We start from the raw sequence: 17,469 nt of genomic DNA, 5'->3' as shown, positions 1-17,469 counted from the left end.
TGGTGGTCGCGGCCCAGGACGGCGACGGGCGGATGCGCTACCGGCTGCTGGAGACCGTCTCGGAGTACGCCGGTGAGCGCCTGGACGAAGCGGGGAGCGGCCCGCGACCGAACGGCGTCACCTGGTCGCCTACCGCGAACTCGCCCGTAACGCGGACCCGTTGCTGCGCGGCCCCGAGCAGCGCGCCTGGCTGGACCGGCTGGAGCTGGAACACGACAACCTGCGCACCGCGCTGCGCCGGGCCGTCGCCGCCCACGACGAGCACGAGGCCCTGTGCCTCGTGCTCTCGCTCCAGTGGTTCTGGACGCTGCGCGACCACCGCGCCGACGCCCGCGCCTGGTCGGCCGCCGTGGCGGCCCTCGGCCCCGACCCCTTCGCGCTGCCCGTCGAACCGGCGCCCGTGCTGCACGCCCGGCCCATCGACGCGCCACCGCCGATGGACCCCGAACAGCTGAAGGAGGCGCGCCGCGAGGCCCGGCTGGTCGGGCTGGCCAGCGTCGAGAGCGACATCGAGGCGCTGCGCAAGCGGGAACTGCGGGACGAGCTGACCGGCATCCTGGCCGCCTACCGCAGTGGCCTGCCGCAGACCTGCAAGCTGCCGGGCGTGATGTGGTACTACGCGGTGCTGCTGACGGGCCGGTTCGACGAGCTGGCGCAGATGGCGGAGGACGCGGTACGCGCCTGCCGGGAGTACGGCTACGCGTGGGAGCTGGCCTTCGTCCTCCAGCTGCGTTCCAAGATCTTCAACGACCGGCCGGACGGCCTGGCCCAGGCCCGCAGGGACGCCGACGAATCCCTGGAGATCTTCGTACGGCTCGGGGACGCGTGGGGCGCGGCGGAGGCCATCGCGGGGCGCGGCGAGTCGCGTGAGGGGCGCGGCGAGTACGCGCTCGCCGCCGAGGACTACCGGGCGGCCATCCGCTACGCCGAGGAACTCGGGGCGCGCAGCCAGGTGCTGCTGCTCCAGACCCGACTGGGCAGCGTGCTGATCGAGGACGACGACGAAGCGGCTGGCGAGCGGCTGCTGTACGAGGTGCTGGAGCGGGCGAAGGAGCGAAACAGCGGCCGGGACGCGGTGTCGTTCGCCCACCTGACGCTCGCGATGCACCTCACGTGCGCGGGCCGGCTCCAGGAAGCGCGCGGCCATCTGGAGGAGGTGCGCAAGGCGTTCGGCCAGCGCGGACCGGAGATGTTCAAGGGCGTGCTGGCCATGTCCCTGGTCTCCCTGGACGTCGAGGAGGGAAGTACGGCGCCGACATGCTGCCCCGGATCCGGTCGGCCATGGAGCTGTTCCAGGACGAACTGACGCAGATCGTCGCGCCCGACCTGCCCGTGATCCAGCTCCTGACCGGGGCGCGGGCGCTGCTGGGCGTACGGGGCGCGGCGGCCGGCGGCCCGGACGCGGCGCGGCTGATCGGCGCGTACGACGCGCTCCGCTCCCGCTCGCACCGGCCGCAGCGGATCATCCGGAAGGGCCGGGCGGCGGCCGAGGCGGAGGCACGCGCGGCGCTCGGCGACGACGCCGCCTACGAACGGGCGTACGCCGAAGGCGGCGGCCTCTCTCTCGAAGAGGCCACCGCCCTCATCTGACGCGAGCCGGGCGAAGGTGACGCGTCAGGGCTCTCAGGTCTTCTTGCGGAACTTGTTCACCGCGAGGGGCGCGAAGACCAGGGTGATGCCGGCGGTCCAGGCCAGGGTGATCAGTACGGGGTGGGCGACCGCGCCCTGGCCGTTCATCAGGGCCCGGGCCGCGTCCGCCAGGTTCGACAGCGGGTTGATCTTGGTGAACGCCTCCATCCAGCCCGGCATCGTCGTGGGCGGGGCGAATATGGAGGAGCCGAACTGCAACGGCATCAGCACCATGAAGCCCACGCCCTGCACCGCCTGCGGCGTCTTCATGGTCAGCCCGAGCAGCATGAAGATCCAGGTCAGCGAGGAGCCGAAGAGCAGCGCCAGGGCGACGGCCGCCAGCAGCTCCAGCGGGCCGGTCCGCAGGTCGAAACCGATCAGGAACGCCAGCGACAGCAGGATGACGGTGGAGACCAGCATCCGCCCGGACTCCACGAGCATCTTCGCCGTCAGCACCGAGGAACGGGCGATCGGCATCGTGCGGAAGCGGTCCATCACCCCCTTGTTGAAGTCGTCGTTGACACCGGAACCGACCGACATGGCGATGTTCAGCCCGCCCATCGCCAGCAGACCGGGGATGATGTAGTTCACGTACGCGGAACGGTCGCCGCCCAGGCTGCCGCCCATCGCGCCGCCGAAGACGTACACGAACAGCAGCGTGAAGACGATCGGCATCAACAGGGCGTCGAACATCGACTCCGGGTCGTTCTTGATCTGCATCGCGTTGCGGCGCACCAGGGCGCCCGTGTGACGCAGATGGGCCCGCGGGCCGATCCGGCCCTCGTCGGCACCCGGCCGCTGCGGCTTGCCCGGCGCCGCCACCGTCGCGGCACTCATGCCGGAACCTCCTCGAACTGCTTGTCCTGAACGTCCTGCGGGTGACGCGGCCCGTCCTCGGGGCCGCCGCTGCCTGCCTCCGAGGTCTTCTGGCCGGTGATGGCCAGGAACACCTCGTCCAGGCTGGGCAGGTGGGTGTTGATGCCGGAGATCGTGAAGCCCCGCTCGCCGAGCATGCCGACCACGGCGGACAGCTGCTCGTCGCTGACGATCGGCACGTTGACCACGCCGTCCTCGGGGTCGGCGGTGGCGCCCGCGACGCCGTCCAGTCCGGCCTGCGCGATGGCGCCGACCATCCGGTCCAGCTCGTCGCGCTGCGCCGGGCGTATCTGGAGCGTGCGGCCGCCGACCTTGGTCTTCAGCTCGTCGACCTCGCCCTCCGCGATGACCCGGCCGCGGTCGATGACCGTCAGCTCATTGGCCAGCTGCTCGGCCTCTTCCATGTACTGGGTGGTGAGCAGGACCGTCGCGCCGTCCCGCACCATGCCGCGGACCTCGTCCCAGACCTCGTTGCGGGTGCGGGGGTCGAGGCCGGTGGTCGGCTCGTCCAGATACAGCACCGCGGGCCGGCCGATCATCGAGGCGGCCAGGTCCAGGCGGCGGCGCATACCGCCGGAGTACTTGGCGGCGGCCCGGCCGGCGGCCTCGGTGAGGAGAACCGCTCCAGCAGCTCGTCGGCCCGCGCGCGGGCGTCCTTGCGGGAGAGGTCCAGCAGCCGGCCGATCATGTACAGGTTCTCCCGGCCGGAGAGCTTCTCGTCGACCGAGGCGTACTGGCCGGTGAGGCCGATGGTGCGGCGCAGCGCACGAGGCTGGCGCACCACGTCGAAGCCCGCCACGGTCGCCGTGCCGGCGTCCGGGACCAGCAGTGTGGACAGGCAGCGGACCAGCGTCGTCTTGCCCGCGCCGTTCGGCCCGAGCACACCGAGCACGGTGCCTTCCCGCACATCGAGATCCACCCCGTCCACGGCCTTCACCTCGCCGAAGTGCTTGACCAGCCCCCGCACTTCGACGGCGTTCCCCGCGCCGTTGGATGTCGTCTTTCGTGTCATGCCCCCACGATGGCAGGCACCACTGACAAACGACCGACAGCTGACCGACAGCCCAGGTGGGAGCCGTGCGGGGACGTGCGGGGGACGTGCGGGGACGAGGCGGCGGGCCGGCGGCGGGTGTCGGCGGTGGACCGATGGCGGGCCGGCGGCGTACCGGTGGCGGCGCCGGGAAGACGCCGCCACCGGAGTCCCGTCAGCGGAAGCTGTGCTCCTGGGCCGGGAACGTGCCGCCGACGACCTCTTCCGCGAAGTCCTTGGCCGCGCTGCCCAGGACGTCGCGCAGATTCGCGTACTGCTTGACGAAGCGGGGCACATGGCCGCTGGTCAGGCCGGCCATGTCCGTCCAGACCAGGACCTGGGCGTCACAGCCGATGCCGGCGCCGATGCCCACCGTGGGGATGTGCAGCGAGCGGGTGACCTCGGCGGCCAGCTCGGCCGGTACGGCTTCCAGGACGACGGAGAAGGCCCCCGCGTCCTGGACGGCCTTGGCGTCGCGCAGCAGTTGCTGGGCCGCCTCCTCGCCGCGGCCCTGCACCGGGTAGCCCCCGTACGCGTTGACGGACTGCGGCGTCAGGCCGACGTGGGCCATGACCGGGATGCCGGAGGAGACCAGCAGCTCGACCTGATGGGCGGAACGCTCGCCGCCCTCCAGCTTGACCGCGCCCACACCGGCCTCCTTGACCAGGCGGGTGGCGTTGCGCAGGGCCTGGACCGGGCTCTCCTGGAAGGCGCCGAAGGGCAGGTCGGCGACGATCAGGGCGCGCTTGGTGCCGCGGACGACGGCCGCGGACAGCATCGTGATCTCGTCCATCGTGACCGGCACGGTGGACTCGTACCCGAGGTGGCAGTTGCCCATCGAGTCGCCGACCAGCAGCACCGGGATGCCGGCCTCGTCGAAGACGGACGCGGTCATCGCGTCGTAGGCGGTGAGCATGGGCCACTTCTCGCCGCGCTCCTTGGCGGCGGCGATGTCGCGCACGGTCACGCGGCGTGAACTCTTCCCTCCGTACAGCGCCTTCTTGCTGCTGTCGGATACGGGCTTGGCGGCGGATCCGCCGGGCGCGGGTGTCCCGGGCGCGGGTGTCCCGTCCGCGGACGGATTCTGGGCAGGCGAAAGCTGCGTCATGGCGACGGCTCCTGTTCGTCATCTCGAAGCGCCCTGACGGCGTCTCCGGACTCCCTTCCATGCTGGCACGTGCCGCGGGGGAAGTGGAAGGGGCGTCGCGGGGGTGCCCTGGACACCCCCGCGATACGGAACGGGCCCGTATCGGAATCGGCGTAGGGTGGGGACATGGCCAGCTCATCGACCCCCGCCGGCATAACCGACGCGCCCCGGCTCGTGCCGGAGCACATCCACCGCCGCCGCTGGGTGATCCTTTCCGTCCTGATGCTCAGCCTGCTGATCGTGGTGCTGGACAACTCGATCCTCAACGTGGCGATGAAGACGATCGCCACCCCGGCCCCCACCGGCCTCGGTGCCACCCAGAGCCAGCTGGAGTGGGCGATCAACTCCTACACGCTGGTCTTCGCGGGCCTGCTGTTCACCTCCGGGCTGCTCGGCGACCGCCTGGGCCGCAAGAAGGTGCTGATCTTCGGACTGGTGGTGTTCGGCGCCGGCTCCGTGCTGGCCGCCGTCGCCGGGTCACCTGGCCAGCTCATCGCCTTCCGGGCCGTGATGGGCCTGGGCGGCGCCTTCGTGATGCCCGCCACCCTCGCCATCCTGATGAACGTCTTCGAGCGGGACGAGCAGCCGAAGGCGATCGGCATCTGGGCGGGCGGCGTGGGCCTGGCCATCGCGATCGGCCCGATCGCGGGCGGGCTGCTGCTGGACCACTTCTGGTGGGGTTCGGTCTTTCTGGTGAACGTTCCGATCGTGCTGGTCGCCCTGGCCGCGATGGTCCTCCTGGTCCCCGACTCCAAGAACCCCCGGCCGGGCAAGCTGGACCCGGTCGGCGTGCTGCTCTCGGTCGTCGGCCTGGTGCTGCTGGTGTACGGGATCATCAAGGGCGGCCAGCTCGCCGACTTCACCGATCCGCAGGTGCTGGGGACCGTCCTGGGCGGACTGCTCGTCCTGGTCGGATTCGTGCTGTACGAGAAGCGCATCGATCACCCGTCGATCGACGTCGATCTCTTCCGCAAGCCGGCTTTCTCGGCCGCCGTCGGTGCCATCGCGCTGGTCTTCTTCGCGCTGATGGGTGTCACGTTCTTCGTCGTCTTCTACGTCCAGAGCGTGCGCGGCTTCACGCCGCTCCAGGCGGGCCTGCTGATCCTGCCGCTGGCCGCCGCCCAGATGATCTTCGCGCCCCGGGCCCGGCACGTCGTCGACCGCTTCGGCTCACGCGTGGTCTGCACGGTCGGGATGCTGCTGGTCGCCGCCACCATGTCCGGCTTCCTGCTGCTGGACACCGACACCCCGATCTGGGTGCTGGAAGTGCTCTTCTTCGTCCAGGGCACCGGCATGGCGCACATCATGCCGCCGGTCACCGTGTCGATCATGCAGGCGCTGCCGCGCGAGAAGGCGGGCTCCGGATCGGCGCTCAACAACACGTTCCGGCAGGTCGGCGGCACGCTCGGGGTCGCCGTACTGGGCTCGCTGCTGTCCACGGTCTACCGCGACGGCATCGAAGGGACACTGCGGTCCGTCCCCGGCCTGACCGAGGCCGCCCGGCACGCGGCGGGCGAGTCCATCGAGGCGACACTCGGGCTCGCCCGGATCCTGGGCCCGGCCGGGCAGGCACTGAAGGGCGACGCGACCGCGGCGTTCATCCACGCCATGCACGTCACCGCGCTCGGCTCCGCCGCCATCGCGGTGCTCGGCGCCGTCGTGGTCGCCGCCTTCCTGCCGGGCAGGATGGGGAACGACGCGCGCGGTACGGGCCGGGCGAAGCAGGAAAAGGCGGAAGCACGGACATGAGCGGGACGCCGGGGGTCGAAGTGACGGAAGGGGACGTGGCGGGGGAAGACCTGGCCGGGGAGGGCGTCGCGGCGCAGGCGGAGGCGGCGGTTCGTACGCCGGACGCCGCGGACCGACCGGACGCTGCGGACGCCGCGGACGCCCCGGCCCCGGACCCCCACGCGGAAGGCCCCCGCCGGGGCCGCCCCCGCAGCGCGGCCGCCGACACCGCGATCATCGAAGCCGTACTGCGCATGATCGAGGACGGCGTCTCCATCGGGGAGCTGTCGATGGAGGGCATCGCCCGTGAGGCAGGCGTCGGCAAGGCCACCGTCTACCGGCGCTGGCCGGGCAAGAGCGCCCTGATGCTGGACGTGATGCGCTCGCTGGACACGGACGTCCCGCCGCCGGCCGGGGTGTCCGTACGCGACGACCTCGTGGGCATCATCGAGTTCCTGCGCATCCGCGGCCTGGCCAAGCGCAACTCGGCGCTGCTGCGCACCGTCGTCACGCACGTCAAGGCGCAGCCCGCGCTCTGGCGGGAGTACCACGAGACGGTGGTGCAGGCCCGCCGCGAGGTGCTGCTGTCCGTGCTGCGCCGCGGCAGGGAGCGCGGTGAGGTGCGGACGGACCGGGACATCGACCTGCTCGCCGACCTCTTCGTGGGCCCGGTGCTGTCCCGGGCCGTGCTGCACGAGTGGGCGGACCTGCCGGAGGGGCTGGCCGAGGAGATCGTCGACACGGTGCTGGACGGCGTACGGCCGCGGGGCTGACGTCCGGCCGGCGCCGCCCGACGCCGGGCCGGTGCCCGCCCGTGGCTCGTCGTCCAGAGACCGTCCAGAGATCGTCCGAAGACGGTCGGAGAGATCCGGTCGTCAACCGCCCGACAACAGCGCCCCATCGAGCGACAAGCAGCCGCGGAAGGCGCCTCACCTGTCCGCTCCATGACGGGACTATGCCCGTTCTGTCACAGCCCCCGCCACGGCCCTCGCGGCAGGAACCCCGAGCCGTCAGCGCGCCGTCTCCACTTCTAAGAAAACGCATTACGGGCCATCGCCTAGGGTCGGAGACCACAGGTGGGGCGTACGGAGCACGGCAGTGAGGGCAGCGGCATGGCGCAGGCATACATGACGGAGTCGGGGCAGGGCCAAGACCCTGAGCGGGCCGCCTCCGGAACACGGCGCCTGCGCGACTGGTGGCGCCCGGAGGGCATGTGGCGGCGGGGCATCGTGCTCGCGGTCCTGGCGGTCCTGCTCGGGCTGCTGATGATCGTGCACGCGCACGTCCCCAACACCGTGGGCAACCTCGGCAGCCTGCTGGAGACGTTCCTGCCGTGGCTCGGTCTGCTCGGCGTCCCGGTGCTGCTGATCGCCGCCGTGCTGCGGCGTTCCACGACGGCGATCATCGCGCTGCTGCTGCCCGCGGTCGTCTGGGTCAGCCTCTTCGGCGGACAGGTCACGGACAAGAAGGGCACCGGCGGCAACCTGACCGTCGCCACCCACAACGTGGACGCCGACAACCCCGACCCGGCGGGCACGGCCAGGGACATCGTGAAGTCCGGCGCGGACGTGGTGGCCCTGGAGGAGCTGACCGGCGACGCGCTGCCCACGTACAAGGAAGGGCTGGCCAAGGCGTACCCGTACCGCACGGTGCAGGGCACGGTCGGGCTGTGGAGCAAGCACCCGATCTCCGACGCCGCGCCCGTGAACATCAAGATGGGCTGGACCCGCGCGCTGCGCGCCACCGTCAAGGCGCCCGACGGCCGGCAGGTCGCCTTCTACGTCGCGCACCTGCCGTCGGTACGGGTCAAGCTCAACGCGGGCTTCACCGCCAACCAGCGCGACAACAGCGCGGCCGCCCTCGGCGAGGCGATCTCCAAGGAGCGCATCGAGCAGGTCATCCTGCTCGGCGACCTCAACGGCACGATGAACGACCGTTCGCTGGCCCCGGTCACCTCGCAGCTGCGCTCGGCCCAGGGCGCGGCGGGCGACGGCTTCGGCTTCAGCTGGCCGGCCGGTTTCCCGATGGCGCGGATCGACCAGATCATGATGAAGGGGATCGACCCGGTGTCCTCCTGGTCGCTGCCCCGGACCGGTAGTGATCACCTTCCGCTCGCCGCCTCGGTCAAGATCTGACAAAGCCCGGACGGCCGCGGCGCCCCGGCCGAGCAGGCACTTGCCCGCTCGGCCGGGGCGCCGCGACCGTCCGTCGCCGCTCCTGCGCAACATTCCGTTCTCCCGTCGGAATGAATGGGCTGAGAGACTTTGTTCCGTAGAAGAACTTACGGACATCCAGCCGCGTACGCCGTACGGAACCCCGGCGCCCCGGCGCGCCGCACGGACCGCTCCGGTGCTCCGGTGCCCAGCGCATCGCAGCACCACCGTGCCCGGGACCGTACGCACGTTTTCGAAAGGTCTCTCATGCCCCTGGCGCTGCTCGCGCTGGCCGTCTCCGCCTTCGGCATCGGCACCACCGAGTTCGTGATGATGGGTCTGCTGCCCAATGTCGCGGACGATCTGGGTACGTCCGTGCCCACGGCCGGCTATCTCGTCTCCGCCTACGCCCTCGGCGTCGTCATCGGCGCCCCGCTGCTGACCGCCCTCGGGTCGCGCATCCCGCGCAAGCGGATGCTCCTGCTGCTGATGGCCGTCTTCACCGTGGGCAACCTGGCCTCGGCCCTGGCGCCCAGCTTCGGTCTGCTGATCGCCGGCCGGCTGCTCGCCGGGCTCCCGCACGGCGCGTTCTTCGGTGTCGGCGCGGTGGTCGCCGCCCGGCTGGTCAAGGAAGGCCGGCAGGCCCGCGCGGTGGCCACCATGTTCCTCGGCCTGACCGTCGCCAACATCGTCGGCGTGCCCGCCGCGACCCTGCTCGGCCAGCACCTCGGCTGGCGCGCGACCTTCCTGGTCGTGGCCGCCATCGGCCTGGTGGCGATGGCCGCGCTGGCCCGCCTCGTACCGCACATGCCACGCGCGGAGCACGGCGGCGTGGCCCACGAGATCCGCGCCATGGGCAACCGGCAGGTCGTCCTCGGCCTGGTCACCGCGGTCTTCGGCTTCGCCGGAGTGTTCGCCGTCTACAGCTACCTCGCCTCCATGATGACCGAGGTCTCCGGCTTCGCCGAGGGATCCGTCCCGCTGGTCCTGGCGCTCTTCGGCGCCGGTATGACACTGGGCGCGCTGGCCGCGGGCCCGCTGACCGACCGCGCGCTGCGGCCCACGCTGTACGGGGCGCTCGGCGCCCTCGCCGTGACCCTCGTGGTCTTCACCTACGCGGTGCACGTGCAGTGGGCGGCCCTGGTCTGCGTCGTCATCCTGGGCGCGGTCGGCTTCATGACCACCACCCCGCTGCAGATGCTGGTCATGAAGAAGGCGCAGCACGCGCCCACCCTGGCCTCGGCCTCCAACCACTCGGCGTTCAACCTGGCCAACGCGGGCGGCGCCTGGGTCGGCGGCGTGGCCATCGCGGCGGGCTGGGGCTGGACCTCCCCGGCGCTGGTCGGCGCGGTGCTGGCCGTCATCGGCCTGGGCATCGCGGTGACCGCCGGACTGCTCGACCGCGGCGGCTCCGGGTCCTCGCGCATCGTCGCGAGCAGCGAGGACGCCGACGACGTACCGGCGGAACTGCCGGACCGGGTGAACTGACCCGGCGCCGCCGGACCACCGCGAGAGCGGCCCCCGACCACGACCGTGGCCGGGGGCCGCTTCTGTCGTTCCGGGGTGCGGGAGCGTCAGGCGGCAGGGGTTTCGGCGGTGGCGGTCAGGACCGCGCGGCCGAGGGTGCGACCGGACATGGTGAAGCCGAGGACGGCCGGGGTGGCGCCGGCCGGGACGCCGATGGACTCGACGTCGAGGGCGTGCACCACGACGAAGTAGCGGTGCGGACCGGGCCCGGCGGGCGGGGCGGCCCCTGTGTAACGGGCGGCGTGGGCGTCGTTGGGCAGTTGGCAGGCGCCCTCGGGCAGCACGTACGGCGGTACCTCCCCGCCGCCTGGACAGTCACCGCCCCTGAGGCAGTGGTCGCGGCCCGGCAGCGCGGCATGGACAAGGCGCTGCGGCGGCTGCTCGGCGAGGACGCCTGCACGTCGCACGACATGGCCGAAGCCGCCGAACTGGCGTTGCGCGCCACCGAGGTGTGCCGCCGCGAGGCGCGGCCGTTGTACGCCGCGAACGCCGGCCTTCCCGTGCCCGAGGAGCCGCACCTGGCCCTGTGGCACGCCGCGACGCTGCTGCGCGAGCACCGGGGCGACGGCCACTTCGCCGCCCTGGCGGTGGCCGGCCTGACCGGGATCGAGGCGCTGGTCCTGCACAACGCCACCGGCACGGCGCCGACATCGGCGCTCTTCATGCGGACCCGCGGCTGGTCGGCCGAGCAGTGGGCCGCTGCCCGGGACGGGTTGCGCGAGCGTGGGCTGCTGGACGGGGCGGGGGCCTCACGGAGTCGGGCATAGCCCTGCGCGGGGAGGCGGAAGCCCTCACCGACCGCCTCGACGCCGCCCCGTACGACCATCGCGGTCCGGCCGCCACCGCGCGGCTGACCGAGTTGGCCGACGGTTTCGCCAAGGCGCTGAGGGCCGCGGGCGCCTTCCCTGCGCACGCGTTCGGCAAGGGCTGAGGCGTGAGCCCGAGGTGAGTGCGCGCGAGCGGGGCCGGCCGCCGGACGGCCGGCCCCGCTCCCGTACCGCCTACTTCCGGTACCCGAGGACCGTCATCATCCCGGACTCCGCGTGGTAGACGTTGTGGCAGTGCAGCATCCACAGGCCGGGGTTGTCCGCGTCGAGGTCGACGTCCAGCCGGCGGCCCGGCAGCACGATCGCGGTGTCCTTGCGCGGCCCGCCGTCCGGCAGCGCGAAGGTGTGCCCGTGCAGGTGCATCGGGTGCCACATGGTGGTGTTGTTGCGGAACGAGAGCCGTACGCGTTCCCCGGCCCGCACCGGATAGCGCTGGTCCGGCGTGTACTTCTTGCCGTTGACGGCCCAGTCGTACTTCTCCATCGAGCCGGTGAGGTCGAACCGGAGGGTCCGGTCCGGCTTGCGCGCCGCCAGCCGCACCGGCCCGTCGGCCTTCAGCCGGTCGGCCGTCAGCAGCCGCCCGTCCAGCTCCTTCGGCCGTACGGACTCCTCGGGAGCCGCCCCGCCGCCGGTGCGCAGCACGGCCAGCGCGGTCCGCTTCTTGCCCTCGGCGAGCGCGGTCAGCGGGAAGACGCCGTCCTTGACCGTGACCACCACGTCGTAGCGCTCGCCCATGCCGAGCAGCAGGGCGTCCGTCGGGGCGTGGGTGACGGGGTAGCCGTCGGTGTGCGTCACGGTCATGGTGTGGCCGCCGAGCGCGACGCGGTACGCGGTGTCGCCGCCCGCGTTGACGAAACGGATGCGGACCCGGTCGCCGGGGCTCGCGCGGAAGGTCTGCGGATCCTGCGGCGTACGGCCGTTGGCCAGGTGGTACGGGTGGTCCACGTCGCCCGCGTCGCCGCCCAGCAGCTTGCTGGCGGCGCCCATCAGCATGCGGGAGGGGCCGGCGGGGGAGGGCGCCGCGCGACCGCCCATGGAGTGTGCCCCATGATCCATCCCGCCATGCCGCATCCCGCCATGATCCATTCCCCCGTGGTCCATGCCCTTGGACAGTTCGGCCAGCACCGCGTCCGGCGTGCTGCCGTGCACCCCGTCGACCCAGTCGTCCAGGACGACCACCCACTCCTTGTCGTAGGCGAGGGGCTCCTTCGGGTCCTCGACGATCAGTGGCGCGTACAGACCGCGGTCCTGCTGCACGCCCGAGTGCGGGTGGAACCAGTACGTGCCGGGGTGGCTGACGGCGAAGCGGTACGTGAACGAGCCGCCCGCCTTCACGGGACGCTGGGTCAGGTCCGGTACGCCGTCCATGTCGTTGCGCAGGGCCAGGCCGTGCCAGTGCAGGGAGGTGGCCTCGGGCAGGTGGTTGGCGAGCGTCAGTTCCAGGGTGTCGCCCGCGGTGACCCGTACCTCCTTGCCGGGCAGGTCGTCCCCGTACGCCCAGCTGCCGACCGTACGGCCGCCCAGGTCGAGCCGGGCGGCGGTGGCGGTCAGCGCGACCTTCCGTACGGGGCCCGAGCCCCGCTTCGCCTCGGCGGCGGCCACTTCCGGGCCGCCGGGGGAGACGTAACCTTCCGGCGCCTCGGCCGGGTTGCCGGCGTGGCCCGAGTGGGCGGCGTCCTTCGTGCCGTCCGTGCCGGAGCCCGACGAGCAGGCGGCGAGCAGGCCGCTGCCGGCGGCCGCGATGCCCGCGCCGAGCACGGCGCGGCGGGTGTGCGTACGCATGGTGGAGAAACACCTCGTAAGGGTGGGAAACGGTTGCGGTGAGCGCGCGTGAGCCGGGCCGCGGACGCGCGCAGGCGTCGGCGGCCGGGCCGCGCGTCTACACGCGCAGGACCGAGAGCCGGGCGAGGTGTTTGTGCCGGGGGACCGGTGGCGGCAGGGGGCGCAGGCCGCGCAGCAGTCGGGCCCGTACGGCAGCCAGCAGGTCGGCGGCCTGCCGGCCCAGCAGTCGTCCCGTACGGACGAGGGCGAGTACGCAGAGGGAGAGCACGGCCAGGCAGACCGCGCCGGGATTCATGGCGTGGTGGTCGTCGGCGGTGGCGGAGCCCTGGGCACGGGGTGGAACCTGAGGCGCGTGGTGTGCCTGAGGCGCGGACTGTGCCTGTATCGGGTGGTGTGCCTGAGGTGCCGACTGTGCCTGTAGCGGGTGATGTGCCGGCGGCGTGTGTCGGGTCTGTAGCGCGTGCTGCGTCTCAGGGCCGGGGCGTGCCTCGCCGACGGGCTGCTCCTGATGTGCCGCGGGCAGCGGCCCCGAGCCGTGCCCGCCCACCGGGTGCCCCAGCGTGTGCATGCCGACGATGCCGACGATCAGCGCGGCGAACAGCAGCAGACGGCCGCACCACGCGGCGGCCTTCCCCCGGCTTCCCCGGCTTCGCGCTGCGTACGGCATGTCGACGGCCCTCCCGGTACCACTGCCCAGCACCCTACCCCTGTGGGGTATCCCCCTCCCGAGGGCCCCGGACCGCGCGCACTTTGCCTATCCTTGACCTTCCCAGGCGCCCCAGGCGTCCCAGCCCGACCTCCAGGATGTCCGTGCAGCCGAGCAAGAGCCGTCGCGCCGCCCCCGTACTCCTCCTGCTCGGTGCGGTGGCGTACACCGCCTGGGTCCTGGAGGTCGTCCTGTCCACCGGCCTCGACCCGGTCCGGACGTACGTCAGCGAACTGGCCGCCGCCGACCGGCCGCTCGGCGGCCTGTTCCGCGCGACGGACCTGCTCGCCGGACTGCTGGTACTGGCGGGCGCGGTCGCCGCGCTCCGCACCCTTCCTCGCCGCCCCTGGGCCACGGCGGGCTGGGCGGCGCTCGCCCTCTTCGGCGCCGCCACCGCCGTCGACTCCCGGCTGCCGCTGAGCTGCGCGCCCACCAGCGACCCGGAGTGCGCGGCCCGCGAGACCGCGGGCCTGGTGCCCGCCACCCATACCGCGCACGCGATCAGCAGCTCGCTGGCCATGGTGGGCGCCCTGGCCGGGCTGGTCCTGCTGACCGTGGCCGCCCGCCGGTACGGCTGGTGGCCGCCGCTCGGCCGCGTCGCGCCGTGGCTGACCCTGGCCGAACTGGCCGCCACCGCCTGGACGCTCTCCTCCATCGCGGCCTTCACCGAAGGCCACGGCACCTGGGCGCTGGGCGTCGGCCAGCGCCTCCAGGTGCTGCTCGTCGCCCTGTACGTCGGGCTGCTCGCGTGGTGTGTCGGGCGAGCGGGCACCACTACGGGGAGGGAAGGGGAACCGGTATGAGCGGGGACGGCGAGCGGCGGAGGCGGAAGAGCACGAGAGACGGCACGAAGGGATCCCCGGGCGTCCCCGGACCCGGCCGCATGCTGCGCGTCGACGGCGTGGTGCTGCACGTACTGTGCGAAGGCAGCGGCCCGGTGTGCGTGCTCAGCGGCGGGCTGGGCATGAGCTGGTTCGACTGGGACGCGGTCGCGGCCCGGCTCGCCCCGCACCGTACGGTGGTCCGCTTCGACCGGCCCGGCCTGGGGCTGAGCGCGCCCGCCCAGGAGCCGCCCACCGCCGTGGGCGAGGCCGCCCGGATCGCGCACGTCCTGGACGCGCTCGGGCTGCCCGGCCCGTGCACCGTCGTCGGCCACAGCCTGGCCGCCTTCCACGCCGAGGCGTTCGCCCGGCTGTACCCGGACCGCACCGCGGGCATCGTGCTCGCCGACGGCAGCGTGGAGGAGGACCCGCGGCCGCTGCTGCCGCGTGCCGTCCGTACGGCCTGGGCGGGCGGCCTGGCCTCCGTACTCTCGGCGGCCGGGGTGCCGCGCGCCCTCGGCCCGGCCGCGCGCCGGCTGACCACCCGCGTCCTGACCGTGCGCGACCACCCGCGTGATCCGTACGAGACCGGTGCCTACCGCACCAGCCGGGTGCTGCGCGCCTGCGCCCTGGAGAACGCGACGTACGGCTACCAGGCCGCCGAGGTCGCCGCGCTGCGCCCGGACCGTCCGCTGCACGGCGTGCCGGTGACGGTCCTGGCGGCGTACGAGGGCAGCGAGACACCGCGGGAACTGCGCTGGCTGGAGCGGCAGCGGGCACTGGCCACGCAACTCGGCGGCACCTTCGCCGTCGCCGCCCCGGCCGGACACCTGGTGATGGCCGACGCGCCGGACGCGGTGGCCACGGCGGTCCTGTCGCTCACCGTTCCTAATCAGTGAGCAGGAGTGAGTCTTGGACCCATACCGGCTCAACTGGCGCATCCCGAACGGTTTTGGATGCGCTGGTTGCCCGCGTTCCTGCCGCGTCCGGCTGCACGCATCGGGTGCGTGGTCCGGGTACGCGGGGGCGGGTTTCCTCACGCCCCTGGTCATGCGGTCCGGCCTGGGCGGTCCGATGCCCACGACGATCACTCCGGTCGTCGTGGGGCGGTGCCGTCCGTCGCCGGATCGCATGCCCGAGGGCGCGCCTGCCGATCGCCACCGAGGCGGCGGCGTGTCGGGAAGTCTTCCTGTTCTTGCTGGTCAGCGGCTTCTGCCAGTGCTCCGCGCCCCACCTGGAGGTGTAGGCGGGATCGACGGCGATCACGCTGATACCGGCCTCGGCGCACATCGACAGGAGCCGGGCGCGGAGTTTGCCGGTGGGGATGCCGGAGACGAGCTGCCGGAACTTCTTCTTCCGGCCGTGCTTCTCCCTGGTGGTGGAGTCGGTGAAGTCGAGGTCTTCGATCGCGATGGCCTGCATCCCGCACGTCGTGGCCCAGTGCAGGAGGCGGGTGAGGGCGTGACGGAGCTGGGCGTCACGGTGGGTGGCGGTGCCGGTCAGGTCGTAGTCGAAGCGGCGGGGCGCACCGGTCGGGTTGCCGTGCTCGTCCAGCAGCCAGGCGGCCAGGTGGTCGGCGTTGGTGTCCACGCCGATCACGCCCGAGGCTCGCAGCGCATCGAGCGGGACCACGGGCAGGTCTTTACGCGTCCACGATGCGTCGAGGTACCAGCGTCCCCGGGTCACGTCCAGGTGGATGCGGTAGGCCACAGCCCGGTTGCAGGTGACGCGGTCGCGCCACTCTGCGCCCCGGTGGGGGAAGGCGACGCGGGCGGCGAGGACGTACCGGCCGTGCCGGGCGTTCGCGTGCTCGGCGAGCGGGGCGGGGAGCTTGATGCTGACCTCGCCGTCGGGGGTGACGCGGATGGTCTCGTTGCCGTGCCGCTTGCCCAACTCGCCGTCCGCGGTCAGGAACCAGCGGGCCGCCTCCCACTCGGACCGCCACTGCTCGGGCGTCTTCTTTGCGGCGGTGAGGTGGTGGCGCTGGTTGAGCAGACGGCGGCCACCGCGCACCACGCAGACCTGTCCGGCCTCCCGCTCGGCGCGCACCCGCTCGCAGCGGTCTTCGAGGATCGCCAGGCGGCGCGTCTTGGCGAACCATTCGTGCTTCGACCGGTAGCCGCCGGGCCTGCCCCGACTGCCCTTCTGCCCGACGGGCAGGGACAGCCGGTGGCGGATCATGCGGATACCGGCGTCCAGGGACATCAGGTGCTGGTGCTGGGCGCGGCGGGACAGGCCCCACTGGTCGTGGGTGCCGGCAGTGACCGACCCGGCCCACCGGGACGACGACAGGGCGCTCAGGTCCCGCTTCCGCCCGGCCCAGGTGTCGGTGCAGTGGTCCAGACCGTCACGGCACCTGCGGGCCAGATCGGCGCAGGCGAGGCGTCCCATGTGCTCGCCGACCAGGCGCAGCATCTGCTCGTCCTCGGGCGTGAGGCCCTTGAGGCGGTCGCGGATGCTGACGCCGGACGGCCCGTCGGCGACGAACGGACGGGCGATCTGCCGCAGCGGCTTCCGCTTCTGCTCAGCCATGCTCGGCGGCCTGAAGCGCCTTGCGGGCCCGGTTCTTCGTCGACCGCCGCCCATACAAGCGGGCACACAACGACGTCAGCACCTCCACCACATCGCGCACCAGGTCGTCTTGCACCTCACCGTCGTCCAGGGCGACGAGGCGACGCCCGTGCGCGGCCAGCGCAGCCTCGACAAGCTCGACGTTCATCCGCCCAAGGCGGTCCTTGTGCTCGACCACGACCGTGGTCACCGCCGGATCGGCCAGCAGCCGCTGCGCCTTCGGCCGGGCGCCGTTCATGCCGGAGGCGATCTCCGATTCCACCCGCACCACGGGACGGCCGGTGGCCGCAGCCCAACGGGTCAGCCGGGCGACCTGACGCTCAAGGTCGTCCTTCTGGTCGTGGGAGCAGACACGGGCATACAGGCCCAGGCCGCCCACCGCTTCCGGCGCAGCGTTGGCCTTCACATTCACCAAGATCGTGCGCGGCCCGACCCGCTGAGCCGGTACCGGCAACGTCCCCTCACGGAACCAGCGATACGCGGTCTGCGGATGCACGCCCTGCGACTTCGCCCACTCCGTCAGATTCACACCCGGACAACGACACTCACTCAGGCATGGTTACGCTCACTCCCGCAACCTTGGAGATAGGCAGTTGATTACCCCTGACCTGGAGGGCCCGCAGCGCGGACGCTGAACCTGCCGCCCACAGTCGGGCAGCAGCCTCCCACTCC

At 72.5% G+C, this 17,469-nt stretch carries 14 protein-coding genes and 3 pseudogenes; 9 read left to right on the top strand and 8 right to left on the bottom strand.

Features of this window, described 5'->3' with window-relative positions:
- Positions 1-160 precede the first annotated feature (160 nt).
- The gene (locus tag ACEXOX_RS15575) at positions 161-1,306 is read left to right on the top strand and encodes a hypothetical protein (RefSeq protein WP_406521261.1); all 1,146 of its coding nucleotides are present in this window, start codon (positions 161-163) and stop codon (positions 1,304-1,306) included.
- A complete protein-coding gene (locus ACEXOX_RS15570) occupies positions 1,282-1,590 on the top strand; it encodes a hypothetical protein (RefSeq protein ID WP_406521259.1) in 309 nt (102 codons plus the stop codon). Before ACEXOX_RS15575 ends, ACEXOX_RS15570 begins: the two co-directional genes overlap by 25 nt.
- A gap of 33 nt (positions 1,591-1,623) precedes the next feature.
- Here the strand turns inward: ACEXOX_RS15570 and ACEXOX_RS15565 are convergent, their stop codons facing one another.
- The 3 genes and pseudogenes from ACEXOX_RS15565 to panB form a co-directional block, all read right to left on the bottom strand.
- Positions 1,624-2,466, bottom strand: a complete 843-nt coding sequence (locus ACEXOX_RS15565; protein WP_406521257.1) for an ABC transporter permease — start codon at positions 2,464-2,466, stop codon at positions 1,624-1,626.
- Positions 2,463-3,517 (bottom strand): annotated as a pseudogene (locus ACEXOX_RS15560) (ATP-binding cassette domain-containing protein). Before ACEXOX_RS15560 ends, ACEXOX_RS15565 begins: the two are co-directional and overlap by 4 nt.
- Before the next feature lie 193 nt (positions 3,518-3,710).
- Positions 3,711-4,643 (bottom strand): 3-methyl-2-oxobutanoate hydroxymethyltransferase, encoded by a 933-nt coding sequence (gene panB / locus ACEXOX_RS15555; RefSeq protein WP_406521255.1) that lies wholly within the window; start codon positions 4,641-4,643, stop codon positions 3,711-3,713.
- Positions 4,644-4,808: 165 nt separating this feature from the next.
- Here panB and ACEXOX_RS15550 point away from each other — a divergent pair, with 165 nt between their 5' ends.
- The 4 genes from ACEXOX_RS15550 to ACEXOX_RS15535 all read left to right on the top strand — a co-directional run bounded on the left by ACEXOX_RS15550 (position 4,809) and on the right by ACEXOX_RS15535 (position 10,051).
- On the top strand, positions 4,809-6,431 hold the full coding sequence (locus tag ACEXOX_RS15550; RefSeq protein WP_406521253.1) for an MFS transporter: 1,623 nt from the start codon (positions 4,809-4,811) through the stop codon (positions 6,429-6,431).
- Entirely contained in the window at positions 6,428-7,183 is a 756-nt protein-coding gene (locus ACEXOX_RS15545) for a TetR/AcrR family transcriptional regulator (RefSeq protein WP_406521251.1), read from the top strand. Before ACEXOX_RS15550 ends, ACEXOX_RS15545 begins: the two co-directional genes overlap by 4 nt.
- Before the next feature lie 354 nt (positions 7,184-7,537).
- A complete protein-coding gene (locus ACEXOX_RS15540) occupies positions 7,538-8,545 on the top strand; it encodes an endonuclease/exonuclease/phosphatase family protein (RefSeq protein WP_406526358.1) in 1,008 nt (335 codons plus the stop codon).
- 285 nt (positions 8,546-8,830) lie between these two features.
- Positions 8,831-10,051, top strand: a complete 1,221-nt coding sequence (locus ACEXOX_RS15535; protein ID WP_406521249.1) for an MFS transporter — start codon at positions 8,831-8,833, stop codon at positions 10,049-10,051.
- An 86-nt stretch (positions 10,052-10,137) separates the two neighbouring features.
- On the opposite strand, the pseudogene ACEXOX_RS15530 reads toward ACEXOX_RS15535, so the two are convergent.
- A pseudogene (locus ACEXOX_RS15530) lies at positions 10,138-10,374 on the bottom strand (YbhB/YbcL family Raf kinase inhibitor-like protein); the annotation flags it as partial.
- Between ACEXOX_RS15530 and ACEXOX_RS15525 the strand changes: the two are divergent.
- Positions 10,375-11,021 (top strand): annotated as a pseudogene (locus ACEXOX_RS15525) (SCO6745 family protein); the annotation flags it as partial.
- Positions 11,022-11,091: 70 nt separating this feature from the next.
- Here ACEXOX_RS15525 and ACEXOX_RS15520 read toward each other — a convergent pair.
- Both ACEXOX_RS15520 and ACEXOX_RS15515 read right to left on the bottom strand, forming a co-directional pair.
- On the bottom strand, positions 11,092-12,699 hold the full coding sequence (locus tag ACEXOX_RS15520; protein ID WP_406521247.1) for a multicopper oxidase family protein: 1,608 nt from the start codon (positions 12,697-12,699) through the stop codon (positions 11,092-11,094).
- Positions 12,700-12,796: 97 nt separating this feature from the next.
- Positions 12,797-13,366 (bottom strand): hypothetical protein, encoded by a 570-nt coding sequence (locus tag ACEXOX_RS15515; protein WP_406521245.1) that lies wholly within the window; start codon positions 13,364-13,366, stop codon positions 12,797-12,799.
- A gap of 137 nt (positions 13,367-13,503) precedes the next feature.
- Between ACEXOX_RS15515 and ACEXOX_RS15510 the strand changes: the two genes are divergently transcribed.
- Entirely contained in the window at positions 13,504-14,208 is a 705-nt protein-coding gene (locus tag ACEXOX_RS15510; protein WP_406521244.1) for a DUF998 domain-containing protein, read from the top strand.
- An 80-nt stretch (positions 14,209-14,288) separates the two neighbouring features.
- Entirely contained in the window at positions 14,289-15,125 is an 837-nt protein-coding gene (locus ACEXOX_RS15505) for an alpha/beta fold hydrolase (RefSeq protein WP_406521243.1), read from the top strand.
- Here the strand turns inward: ACEXOX_RS15505 and ACEXOX_RS15500 are convergent.
- Positions 15,115-16,758, bottom strand: a complete 1,644-nt coding sequence (locus tag ACEXOX_RS15500; protein ID WP_406521241.1) for an IS200/IS605 family accessory protein TnpB-related protein — start codon at positions 16,756-16,758, stop codon at positions 15,115-15,117. The genes ACEXOX_RS15505 and ACEXOX_RS15500 overlap by 11 nt on opposite strands.
- On the bottom strand, positions 16,751-17,326 hold the full coding sequence (locus ACEXOX_RS15495) for an IS607 family transposase (RefSeq protein ID WP_406521240.1): 576 nt from the start codon (positions 17,324-17,326) through the stop codon (positions 16,751-16,753). The genes ACEXOX_RS15500 and ACEXOX_RS15495 overlap by 8 nt, the downstream gene beginning before the upstream one ends.
- Positions 17,327-17,469: the final 143 nt, after the last annotated feature.

Origin of the sequence: Streptomyces sp. Ac-502 (assembly GCF_045222935.1) — a bacterium.
Taxonomy (GTDB): Bacteria; Actinomycetota; Actinomycetes; order Streptomycetales; family Streptomycetaceae; genus Streptomyces; species Streptomyces monomycini.
This window is presented reverse-complemented; position numbering and strand designations above follow the sequence as displayed.